The organism is Bacteroidota bacterium (genome assembly GCA_016722375.1).
GTDB lineage: Bacteria > Bacteroidota > Bacteroidia > Chitinophagales > LD1 > Bog-950.
Genome location: JADKJG010000002.1, coordinates 360,873 through 372,251, shown reverse-complemented (window position 1 = coordinate 372,251; position 11,379 = coordinate 360,873). Strand labels below are relative to the sequence as shown.

The 11,379-nt window shown below is 43.8% G+C and carries 9 protein-coding genes; 4 read left to right on the top strand and 5 right to left on the bottom strand.

Going from position 1 to position 11,379, the window contains the following annotated elements:
- Positions 1–10: 10 nt before the first annotated feature.
- Both IPP77_03515 and IPP77_03510 read left to right on the top strand, forming a co-directional pair.
- Positions 11–2,413 carry an SBBP repeat-containing protein gene (locus IPP77_03515; GenBank protein MBL0308764.1) on the top strand — a complete coding sequence of 801 codons (2,403 nt, stop codon included), beginning with the start codon at positions 11–13 and terminating at the stop codon, positions 2,411–2,413.
- A gap of 181 nt (positions 2,414–2,594) precedes the next feature.
- A complete protein-coding gene (locus IPP77_03510; GenBank protein ID MBL0308763.1) occupies positions 2,595–3,380 on the top strand; it encodes a hypothetical protein in 786 nt (261 codons plus the stop codon).
- A 35-nt stretch (positions 3,381–3,415) separates the two neighbouring features.
- On the opposite strand, the gene IPP77_03505 is transcribed toward IPP77_03510, so the two are convergent.
- Together IPP77_03505 and IPP77_03500 are read right to left on the bottom strand one after the other, a co-directional pair.
- Complete coding sequence (locus tag IPP77_03505) at positions 3,416–4,369, bottom strand: hypothetical protein (GenBank protein MBL0308762.1); 954 nt, start codon at positions 4,367–4,369, stop codon at positions 3,416–3,418.
- Positions 4,370–4,834: 465 nt separating this feature from the next.
- On the bottom strand, positions 4,835–6,091 hold the full coding sequence (locus tag IPP77_03500; GenBank protein ID MBL0308761.1) for an MFS transporter: 1,257 nt from the start codon (positions 6,089–6,091) through the stop codon (positions 4,835–4,837).
- A 129-nt stretch (positions 6,092–6,220) separates the two neighbouring features.
- On the opposite strand from IPP77_03500, the gene IPP77_03495 reads away from it, so the two are divergent.
- Positions 6,221–6,742, top strand: a complete 522-nt coding sequence (locus IPP77_03495; protein MBL0308760.1) for a cytochrome P460 family protein — start codon at positions 6,221–6,223, stop codon at positions 6,740–6,742.
- 71 nt (positions 6,743–6,813) lie between these two features.
- Here IPP77_03495 and IPP77_03490 read toward each other — a convergent pair whose 3' ends face one another.
- Positions 6,814–7,713, bottom strand: a complete 900-nt coding sequence (locus IPP77_03490; protein ID MBL0308759.1) for a methionyl-tRNA formyltransferase — start codon at positions 7,711–7,713, stop codon at positions 6,814–6,816.
- 29 nt (positions 7,714–7,742) lie between these two features.
- Positions 7,743–8,960 carry a DUF1343 domain-containing protein gene (locus IPP77_03485; protein MBL0308758.1) on the bottom strand — a complete coding sequence of 406 codons (1,218 nt, stop codon included), beginning with the start codon at positions 8,958–8,960 and terminating at the stop codon, positions 7,743–7,745.
- A 90-nt stretch (positions 8,961–9,050) separates the two neighbouring features.
- Here IPP77_03485 and IPP77_03480 point away from each other — a divergent pair, with 90 nt between their 5' ends.
- Positions 9,051–10,358, top strand: a complete 1,308-nt coding sequence (locus IPP77_03480) for an ABC transporter permease (protein ID MBL0308757.1) — start codon at positions 9,051–9,053, stop codon at positions 10,356–10,358.
- A 96-nt stretch (positions 10,359–10,454) separates the two neighbouring features.
- On the opposite strand, the gene IPP77_03475 is transcribed toward IPP77_03480, so the two are convergent.
- Positions 10,455–11,375 (bottom strand): 1,4-dihydroxy-2-naphthoate polyprenyltransferase, encoded by a 921-nt coding sequence (locus tag IPP77_03475; GenBank protein ID MBL0308756.1) that lies wholly within the window; start codon positions 11,373–11,375, stop codon positions 10,455–10,457.
- Positions 11,376–11,379: the final 4 nt, after the last annotated feature.

Genomic DNA, 11,379 nt, shown 5'->3' with positions numbered 1-11,379 from the left:
CCTTTGAACTATGAAAAAGCCATCTCTTTTTTTCCGGTCTCTTCTTTTAGTTTCGTTCTTCCTATTGGTTGCTCGTACAGAAACCAAGGCGCAGGATAGCCGTAGTTGGGCTACCTATTTGGGAGGAGTAAATGATGATTACGCTTATGCGGTAGCTACCGATGCCTCGGGCAATGTTTATTTAACGGGCTATACGGTGAGCACAAACGGGATAGCCACTCCGGGAAGCCACAAAGAGACTTATAATCAAGGAGCGCCGGATGTTTTTCTTATCAAGTTCGATTCATTAGGTAATCGCCTTTGGGGAACTTACTATGGCGGAACCGGCGATGACCAGGCAAAAGGAATTGCTGTTGATCAAAACACCGGCGACGTGTATATAGCCGGTGTCACTCAAAGCAGCAGTGGCATAGCATCGGGTGGGTTTGACAACCTTATAAATGAAGGAGCTACTGATAAAACCGATGCTTTTTTGGTAAAGTTCAATTCGAGTGGGGTCGTGCAGTGGGGAACCTATTATGGAGGTGCAGGGATAGATGAAGGCCATAGCGTTGCAGTAGATGCTTTGGGAAATGTCTATCTGGCAGGGCAGACCAGTAGTGCTACTACGACTCAAATTGGCTCCGGAGGTCATCAAAACTCTTTAGGCGGCAGTACGGATGCTTTTCTCGTCAAGTTCGATGCCAATGGCAATCGTCGTTGGGGAACCTATTATGGCGGTGCCGATTATGAAAGAGGGCGGGGAGTCACGGTCGGCGATTCCTTCCATGTCTATCTGGCAGGCTTCACGCCAAGCACTACCGGAATTGCTTCGCTGGGCGCGTACAAAACTGTGCCGGATGGCGCAGATGCTTTTGTTGCCAAGTTTGATTCGGCGGGCACCCGTTTGTGGGGAACTTATTTTGGAGGAAACGGAACGGATGAATGTCATTCGGTAGCTGTGGATAAATCAGGACATGTTTATCTGGCGGGAGTTACGCTCAGCACCTCTGGCTTTGCTACCCCTGGTGCATTTCAAACCACTTATCAGAGCAACAACACCAGCACTTTCGGCGATGCTTATCTGGCAAAGTTTGACGACAACGGGACCTCGCTTCAGTGGGCTACCTATTATGGTGGAGCTAATAATGAATTGATAGCAAAAGTGGCGGTTGATGCAGCAGAGGATATATATCTGGCAGGACAAACTGACAGTAAAGGTCTTTCATCCGGTGGATTTCAAAACACCATTGGCGGAGGCACAGATGCTTTTCTTGCCAAGTTTGCTCCCGATGGCACCACCCGCTATTCTGCTACCTACTATGGAGGAACCCTTGGAGAATGTGCCAATAGCGTCAGCTTGGCTCCTGATAATTTCGGCAATGTTTATATGGCGGGAGAAACTTCCAGTAGTGCTGGCATCGCCTCTGGCGGCTATCAAAATACTTTTGGCGGTGCAAACTTTGATGCCTTCCTCGTAAAATTTGGTGCAGCACCGGCGGCCTGTACCGGTGTGGCTATTTCGTCAAATCCCAAAGACTCTGCTGTTTGTTCCGGCGCTCGCGCAACGTTCAAGGTGTCGGCAACCGGCAGCCCTTCGCCTACCTATCAGTGGAAAAGAAATGGGGCGAATATAAACGGCGCAACAGCGAACTCTTACACCATCCAAGTAGCAGCCATCACCGATACCGGAAGCTATACCGTGATGGTTAAAAACGATTGCGACTCTACGACCTCTACCGGTGCGAGATTAACCGTGAATGAGGCCTTAATTCCCCATATCGGGACTCCGGACTCCATCCTTTGTTTTGGAGATTCTACTCAACTATGTACCCAGACTGTATTCATTACTTATGAATGGAACAACGGCGAAACCAGTCAATGCTTTTATGTCGGTTCATCCGGTGCCTATTCGGTTAGCACTACTGATGCAAACGGATGCAGTGCGGTTTCGGGTTCTTTAAACATAACCGTAAACCCTCTTCCCACTGTCAGCATCACGGTTACCAACGATACCTTGCAAGCCACCGCAGCTTCCACCTACCAATGGTATTTGGAAGGGAATCTGATTGGCGGTGCCATCAACCAAATCTATATCGCAACACAAAATGGATACTATACTGTTGAAATAAGCGATGCAAACGGATGTAGCGCCACTTCAGCCAATTTTTATTACGATATCTCCGCTACGCAGGAACTTGAAAATACATCAGGCCTTGTATTGGTGCCCAATCCTGTATCCTCTGATAGAGTTCAATTAATTCTGTCTTCATCGGTTGCAGATAAGAGATTTACCGTTTATAATGAATTGGGACAAATCGTCCATTCGGGTGTATTGAACGGAACAAAAACGTGGATTGATATTGCTCAATTCAACTCTGGCCTCTATTTCATAAAAGCCGCAGGGCAAACCGCCAAACTCGTCAAACAATAAGCGAAGTTTAGCAAGGGCATTAAGTGGGTGCTTTGGGCTGGGACTATGTTGGTGGGTTGATAGATGCAGAACGAATAAATAATTCTATAGAAGGTGGAACGGAATATGAACTATCCCGTCCCCTTCTTCTTTTTCTTACATTTTCTTCCTAATTTCATTTTTAAAATTTATCCCCATGAATATGGATTTTGAAGAACTGGATGCCGAAATGATGAAGGAGAAATACTATCGTCAGTTTGTAAAGATTTTGCTTACGCCAGCCTTGATAAAATTTGTTAGATTGTCTGAGCGCGATGTTTACATATTGACGCAGGCATGGCATCGCGGAGCGTGTTTGGAATCTATCGCCAAGGATTTAGACCTAACCGTTGCAACTATCAAGCGGTTATTGGATAGAATGTTGTATAAAATCCAGTATGCGTTGGCTCACTTTGCCAGCCATGTTGATACCACAACAAAAGAAGCAGAGGCTTTAGAAAAATTGAAAAGAGAGGAGCCGCATAAAGATGAAGGGGAAAAATTATTGTTGCGGCCTTTGGAAGATTTCAACATATCTGTGCGCGCTTTTAATGGGTTGAAGGCTATGAAAATTGAAACGCTGGCTCAGTTAGTTCCCTATAGTGTTGTAGATTTAATGGCAATAAATAACTTCGGTAAAAAGTCTGTTATTGAAATCCAAGAACTCCTTATTAGCTTCGGATTAAGTTTGGCGAAAAGACCGAATAAATCTGATCCCGGTTTATTCCATCGCCCCATTCGACATTTCAGTCTTTCATCCCTAACATTATCTATTCTTAGAAAATATGAAATCGAGACTTTGGAAGATATCTGTCAGCTAAGCAGAAGAGATGTGCTGAATATGCGCGGTAGTAGTAAGAGGATTTTGAAAAACATCGAGTGGGTTCTTTCTAATTATGATTTGAAGCTAAAGGAAGAGCGCAATGACCCTACAACTGATGCTGAATAACTTTTTCCCTTAAAATATTTTCTTACCGGTACCGGTCAACTCTTCAACCGAACCGTCAGGCGGGAATGCACGCCGGTTTTAATTCTTTTTTTACCCGAAACCGTTGCTCGTCCTTCGAGAGAGACCTGCCAGAGATAGAGAGTGTGCGGTATTTTTTTTAGCACAATCACTCCGGTTTTATCTGCTGTTATCTTTCTCGATTTGCTGGTCTTTTTGTTGGTCCACACGAAGAGGGCACCGCTTGCCGGGGTGTCAGATTCGGCGAGCAAAATCTTGACGATGAGTGTGGAATCCTTGGGCGGCGTGACGAGCCTTTTCAATATGGCCCAAACGAACAGTTGGGCTATTGCCGGGTTTTTTCTGAAACAGGCTTGAGCATCGGCACAGAGTTTCATGGCGCGTTTGCGAAACAAATCATTGTTGGCATTTATTTTTTGAACCGTGGCTTGGGTAGTTTGGCGGGCAGGCATAAAGAGATTGTATTTCTGTAGCCAGGCCTGATAGTCGGCGTTGTAGAGCGCGGGGAAACCGGCGGGCATATTTTCGCCACCCATTTCGAGCGCGGCGCTGTGGTTCGTCATAAATTTTATCGCATCCAAGTGCATGGTCTTGGCGTCCTCCCAATTGAAATTGACGGCAAGCGAATAATATTTACTGCCGGCAGCCTCGAACTTCGGCTTGAGTTCGTATTCGGGATAGGCACTGCTGATGTAGCGTTTCAAATCCTGCCAGCGATTCAAACAGGTTTCGTGAAGCGGGAGCATTTCGAGCCTCAATGTTTCTGACATTTCGCCCCGCTGTTGGCGGTCGGGCAGCGCCTCCGCAGCTTCTATTTCGGCCTCAAAATCATTGCCCCAGGCGATCGTATATTTGCCCATGAAGGCAGCAAGCTGGCTTTGCTTGGCGCGATAGTTTGTCAATAACAAATGCAGGGTGGCATAGAGATCAGCCTGGGAAATGTCATATAGTTTTTCTGGAATTTTAGTCATGATAGAGGATGAGTATTGATTGAAAATAGACTATAAAATCAAATTTCTATAAAAATATTTATTTTATATGAAGATGTAAATAGAATAACGACAAATATATTGAATAGTTAGGTAACTATAATTATTTAAACGGGAAATTTAATTAACTAAAAGTAAACATAAAATGATAATAAGGAAAATATAAATCTTAAAGAGGAAAGGATAAATAATAGTGGATTAGATATAAATCATTGTGTGCTAACTATAATTGATTAGTATTCACCTATAAATAATAGAAAATAGAGCCAATTTGATTTCCATGAGAAGAGATTTGATATAAGGAATGGTGTATTCTATATTAGTTGGAGCCTGATTTTGAAAGCTCTTCCTCGGTATTTAATTCAACCAATCCACGTCAAAGTTCTTGGCTATTTTTCATACAAAAGATGCCAGCGGTTAACTATCAAAGTGTCACCTATTCATAATCTACTTCTCCGCCACCTCTACCGACGAGCCGCTGCTGGGTTCAAAGCGGTAATAGAAATTGAGCCAGGCCAGCAAAGTCATAAAGGCCGAGGCGATGATAGGCAGGCGGAAGTCGAAGGAAACGATGACGCCTGCAATCAGCGGAGGAATGGTGAAGGCGATTGAGGCAATGGATTGCTGAATGCCTAGAATCTCACCCTGTGTTTCGCTGGAAGCTAAGGAAGAAACAATACTGGTTTGGTTGGGTTGGGTCAACCCTTGGAAGATGGCGATGAAGGGATTGATGAGCAACAAAACCCACCAATGGTCGGGCAAGAGCATGACGAGGATAGCAATGGATAGGCCAGCCAGCGAAATCCGGATTACTTTGTCCGGAGCAAAACGACTGGCATATTTACGTACGATGATTCCCTGCGTGATGGCGATCCAGAGGCCGATATAGCCAAACATCATGCCGATGCCCCTTTCCTCAAAATGAAATTTTTTGATGAGATATACTTGATTGAACTGCATGAAGAAACTGAACCCAAATGCTTGAAGAAAAATGGTGAGTAGAATGACGCGCATATTCACCAATCCAAATGCTTTTCGGAGGTTGTGGAAGCCAGCCATTAGAGAGATTTTTCCCGGAGAGTTGGGTTTGAATGTTTCGGGAAATTGTTTTTGGACGTAATAGATATTGACTAAGGTCAACAAGGCAGTGAACCAAAGAGGAGTGGAGTAATCAAAAAGATGGCAGACATCTTTGCTCGATAAAATGCCACCCAAAAATGGGCCCAGAATAAAGCCGAGGCCAAAGGCCGTTCCAATCAATCCAAAGTTCTTTGCCTTTTCTTCCGGCTTAGAAATATCGGCCAATGCGGCAGTAACGATGGAAATATTTCCACCCATGAAGCCCGGTATGGCGCGCGCAAAGAACAGTAACCAAAGAATTTGTGCGTGAATAGAAACAGCGAACAATACATAACCGATAAAGGTTCCGACTAAAGAGATTTGAAGAATCTTCTTTCGGCCAAATTTATCTGCAAGTGTTCCGAGAATAGGCGCACCGAAAAATTGAAAGAAGGGAAAAGTGGCGGTGAGGATGCCGTAGAGCATGTTGCGCGTTACCTCACTCACTTCGGGGGGAATCATACCATGTTTGTTCTCGATGATAAGGGGGGCGAACACGGGTATCATAATGCCGATGCCCAAAAGGTCTATGAATACAGTGATAAATACAGCCGTGAGGGGGCTTATCTTCCTTTTCTCGATCACCGCGCGAAGAAAATTAAATAAATGGTCTGCAAATAGATATTAGATGAACAGGCACCGGTTGGCTTCAATCCTTTCACAGACATTTGCATTTCGCGAAAATTTATATCTTTATTCTACTAAAAAGCAATTATGAATTACAAAACATTGACTGCTTCCCTGATATGGATTTCAGTTTTATTGATTTTGATTGTCAGTTCTTGTTCCAAGAGCACGTCAATAACCGGTATTGACGCGCAGATGTACAACATCGCCAAAGACACTACTGGATTTAAGTGGTATAAAAATAGTGATAGTTTGTTGGCTACCAGTACAGGCAGTGGACATGCTTTCAGTTATTTCAGAGCCCGATTTAATGTGGTGGCGGCTTTATCATTGGATGCCCAAGGCAAGGTGAATACAAGTACAACTTTTCAGGATGGTGCGATGGTTGTTGGTGAATATTATGATGCCAATAAGGTTTTTCAGCGCTATGCTATTCAATATAAACAGACGGGCAATGAAGATGCCGATGCCAAGGGTTGGATTTGGGGAGATATCAATGCCGATAAAACGGTGGCAGAACCTGCCTCAAATAAAGGAACGGGATGTATTAGTTGCCACGGACAGGCAAACAACATTGACTACACCCTGATGAATCTCAAGTTTCCTTAGAGGAATATCTTCAAGTTGTTTTTTGGTTTTATAATGCCTTTTTGTTGGAATGGATAGGAAGTGAAGCAGGACTAACCCAGTTTAACTCCTCTTAAAAATTCCTGCACCGACATTCTCTTTTTTCCCTCCACTTGACATTCCTTTATATCCAGATAACCACCCGTACAGTATAGATGGAGAAACGATTTGCCATCTGTACTGTATGAACCGGAACTTTTGCCTGATACCTTTTCATAGACTGGAATTGCTTTAAATATTTTAAAGTTCTTCCCGTCCAGCAAGGTAAATGCTGCCGGATAAGGGCTAAGTCCACGGATGAAGTTATGAATGTCTTTTGCTGAATTGTTCCAATCAATCTTACAAGTCTCTTTAAAAATCTTTGGCGCAGATTTTAACTCCGTAGAGTCCTCTTGTGGAATCTGCGGGTAATTGTCTTCTGCAATGGCATCCACTGTTTTGCGAAGCACCTTTGCACCCAAGTGCATCAATCGCTCATAAAGCTCGCCAACGTTTTCGTTTTCCCCAATAGGAATACTTTCCTTAAAAATAATTTGGCCGGTATCAATCTCCTGTTGAATAAAAAAGGTGGTAACGCCGGTTTCCTTTTCACCATTAATAATCGCCCAGTTGATGGGTGCTGCTCCTCTATATTGGGGAAGTAAAGACGCATGAAGATTAATCGTTCCTATGGGGGGCATATTCCAAACTACTTCCGGCAACATCCTGAAGGCCACTACCACAAACAAATCAGCATTCAATGTTTTTAACTCGGCGAGGAAGGATTCATTCTTTAGTTTCTCTGGCTGAAGAATCATCAATCCTTTCTGTTTTGCTAATTGCTTCACCTTGCTTTCTGTGAGTTGCATACCACGTCCTGCAGGCTTATCAGGTGCGGTAATTACTACCACCACTTCATGACTTGATTCCAACAAAGCTTCTAGCATAGGGACTGCAAACTCGGGCGTACCCATAAAAACAATTTTCAGTTTCTTCATGTTCACTAAAAGTCTTTGTAGAGAAGGTATTTTTTCCTTTTCTCCTTAAAATTCAAAAGTTCGGCTTGATAAGATTCTTTGATGCGTGCTTCCTCTTTGCCTTCGATAATTAATTTGCGAATCATATCGTTGCCGCAAAGTTTGTCGAAGAAGTTATTTTTCAAAAAGAAATTGTCTTTATCAGAATAGAGTCCGTACATCTGTAATACATAATGAAACAGAAATTCATTTTGCACTAAAGCCTTGGTATTTCTTAAATCATAACCATAACACTTCTCATTCAGTAAGGGCGGAGACTTAGCGCCCGGCTTACTGATTGGTTCAAATTCATAGGCTCCATCAAACTTTGTTTTTGGTGAACCGAATATCTGGAAAGGCGCATCTGTTCCTCTGCCTACACTGACATTCGTTCCCTCAAAGAAGCAGAGCGAAGGATAGAGCGCAATGGATAAGTCATTAGGAAGATTGGGGGAGGGTTTCACTGGCAAGGAATAGCGCATTTTGTGTTCATAATTTTCGCAAGGGATGATTGTTATCCGACATTGCTGGCCATTCTCCAACCATTTTTCTCCATTGACCATCTTGGCATATTCTCCTACCGTCAAGCCATGAACCACCGGAACCGGATCAACTCCGACAAAGGACTGAAATGCTTTTTTCAATACAGGGCCATCTACATACCATCCGTTGGGATTGGGACGATCAAGCACTAATAATTCTTTGTTGTTTTCAGCACAGGCTTCCATTAAATAGTGAAGCGAAGAAATGAACGTATAGAATCGAACTCCTACATCTTGAATATCAAAAATAACGACATCTATTCCCTTCAGGTCTTCGGCAGAAGGTTTCTTTTTGTTTCCGTACAACGAAATAACCGGTATTTGGGTTTTAGCATCTATACTGTCCTTCACCTGCTCTCCGGCATCGGCTCCTCCGCGAAAGCCGTGTTCCGGTGCGAATATCTTTTTGATAGCAACATGATGGGAGAGGAGCACATCCACCAAATGATCTTTACCTATCAAAGAAGTTTGATTCACCAGCAGCGCTAAGTTCTTTCCTTTGATAAGCGGCAGATATTCATTCAGTCTTTCAGCGCCGCAAATAATTGTTGTATGATTTGGAATATCTGTACTTATAGGAATACTCTTCTCTTTTGGTTGCGCTTGGCAAGATGGTACCCAGAAGAATAGAAAAGCTAATCCGATTGACTGAAATAGTTTCATGTATTTGTGTTTGATTTATTGATTCGTTGGTTCATATCCCTGTAAGAATAGCCAAAACATATCTTTGCCCGAAAATAGAAATCCCGTCCATTGAATATAGAATTATTCATTGTCCGCAAGATAGCGTTCAGCAGCCGAAAGAACTTTTCTGCTTTCATCATCCGTATTGCGGTGATGGCAGTAGCACTCAGTTTGGCCACTATGATAGTGGCCACCTCCTTGGTCAACGGGTTTCAGAAAGAGATACGGAACAAGGTGCTGAGTTTTTGGTCACACCTTGAAATTGTTCCATTCAGCCTCACCAAATCGTTGAACGACGAGGGTATTTATCTCTATCAGGATTTTTATGTGAACAAGAACTTGATTCCCGAAGCGCGACACATACAAGCAATCGCCCTCAAAGGAGGTTTGCTGAAAACCAACGATGAATTTGAAGGCATTGTTCTGAAAGGTGTCGGTAAGGATTTCGACTGGGGCAATCTAAAGCCATATTTGAAAGAGGGAGACTCCATACAAACCGGTACGGAAGAATCGCAGAAAGAGATTCTGATTTCAAAAGCCACGGCGAACCGCTTGCGGTTGAATGTTTCGGACAAGGTCACCGTATCCTTTATGGGGCAAAGTATTCGCAGCAGGCCATTCAGGATAAAAGGAATCTATGAAACCGGCTTGGAAGAATTCGATAAGCGATATGCCATTGTTGACATCGGTTTGATTCAGGAACTCAATCATTGGGGGCCGGATACAGTGGGGGGCTTTGAGGTTTTTCTTCAACAAAAGAATTTGTTCAAAAGCCGCGAGAAGGCTTATGCACTGATGATGTTTGGTGGAATCATGAATGATGAAACCATTCAGGAGTTCCGAAGAGACCCTTTGGAAGAGATAGGCGAGCGAGTCTATTCTCGAATCAACAATCCCAAACTGGATGTGCAGACCATCAAAAGCATCATGCCCGGTATATTCGACTGGCTCGATTTGCAAACGATGAATGAACTCATCATTCTCACGCTGATGATTATTGTAGCTGCTATCAATATGATTACCGCCTTGCTCATCCTGATTTTGGAACGCACCAACATGATTGGCATTCTGAAAGCCCTCGGTTCAGCCAATGGCTCCATTCGCAAAATCTTTATTTACTACAGCACCATGATTGTAGGCCTTGGTCTATTTCTTGGAAATGTTTTAGGTATCGGTATTTGTTTGGCACAGCATCATTTCCACCTCATTAAACTGCCGCAGGAATCCTACTATCTTTCTTATGCGCCGGTGGACATCAACTGGTGGTGGATTCTTTTTCTCAACCTCGGTACCGTGACCGTCACGCTATTGCTATTACTCATTCCTTCGGCCTTGGTTGCCAAAATATCACCGGTCAAGGCGATTCGGTTTGAATAAGCCAATGCTCGGATATGTATGTTGCGCACAGAGACACGGAGCTAACAGCCGAGAGGTATAATCTCCGTGCCTGCCTCCGTGCGAAATGTATTTTAACTACTCCACACCACCAACAATCATTCCCACCGCAAAGAGGATAGAAAAGATAAAGGTGCCAATGGCCAATTGCTTCAGCAAGGGGTCGAATTCTTTTGGTTCGAAGATGTCTCGAACGCTTAGCAGGTGACGACGAAACAAGGGAACCGTAATCACGAACAAAAACTGCATGGTGGAATTGAAGTTGAGAATTACAAAAGCTATGGACGCAATGAAACCCAGAATAATCAACAACCGGTGGTAGGCTTTTGCTTTCTCCAAACCTATTTTCACTACCAGGGTTCTTTTTCCCACCTTTTCATCGCTGAGGTGGTCGCGCATGTTGTTCAGGTTCAGCACCCCCGTGGCAAAGGCACCAAGGGCAAAAGAGGGGAGGAGCAAGGAGTAATTGAATTGATGTGCCAGAAGAAAATAGCTTCCCCCAACACCTACAAATCCAAAAAACAACAAGACAAACACATCGCCCAAGCCGCTGTAACCATAAGCGTTCTTCCCCACCGTATATTTTATAGCGGCAGCAATAGCAGCCAAGCCAAGAAACAAGAAGAAAAGACCATAACCGAAATGGAGTTCGTGGGTGGCTTCATATATCAAATAGAATCCGGCGGCAAGCGAAAAGAGAGAACAAAATACTATCCCTGTTTTAATTTCGCTGGCGGTCAATAGCCCGGCCTGCACGGCGCGTTTAGGGCCCACGCGCTCATCGTTATCTGTCCCTTTTTCGCTGTCGCCATAATCATTGGCCAAGTTTGAAAGAACCTGCAAGGCCAGCGTGGTGAGCAGGCAAAGAGCAAAGACGGTGTAATTAAATTGATTGCGCACGGCAACAAAAGCCAACGAAGAACCGGTGATGATAGATGAAAAAGCAAGCGGAAGGGTTCTGAGCCGAAAGGCATGGAGCCAGGCCTGAAGTTTATTCACTTTA

Bases quoted from the DNA above. Each gene is read 5' to 3' on its own strand.
- IPP77_03515 (MBL0308764.1), top strand. From the start codon at position 11: ATGAAAAAGCCATCTCTTTTTTTCCGGTCTCTTCTTTTAGTTTCGTTC.
- IPP77_03485 (MBL0308758.1), bottom strand. From the start codon at position 8,960: ATGAAACTATTTCAGTCAATCGGATTAGCTTTTCTATTCTTCTGGGTA.
- IPP77_03505 (MBL0308762.1), bottom strand. From the start codon at position 4,369: ATGACTAAAATTCCAGAAAAACTATATGACATTTCCCAGGCTGATCTC.
- IPP77_03510 (MBL0308763.1), top strand. From the start codon at position 2,595: ATGGATTTTGAAGAACTGGATGCCGAAATGATGAAGGAGAAATACTAT.
- IPP77_03495 (MBL0308760.1), top strand. From the start codon at position 6,221: ATGAATTACAAAACATTGACTGCTTCCCTGATATGGATTTCAGTTTTA.
- IPP77_03490 (MBL0308759.1), bottom strand. From the start codon at position 7,713: ATGGGTACGCCCGAGTTTGCAGTCCCTATGCTAGAAGCTTTGTTGGAA.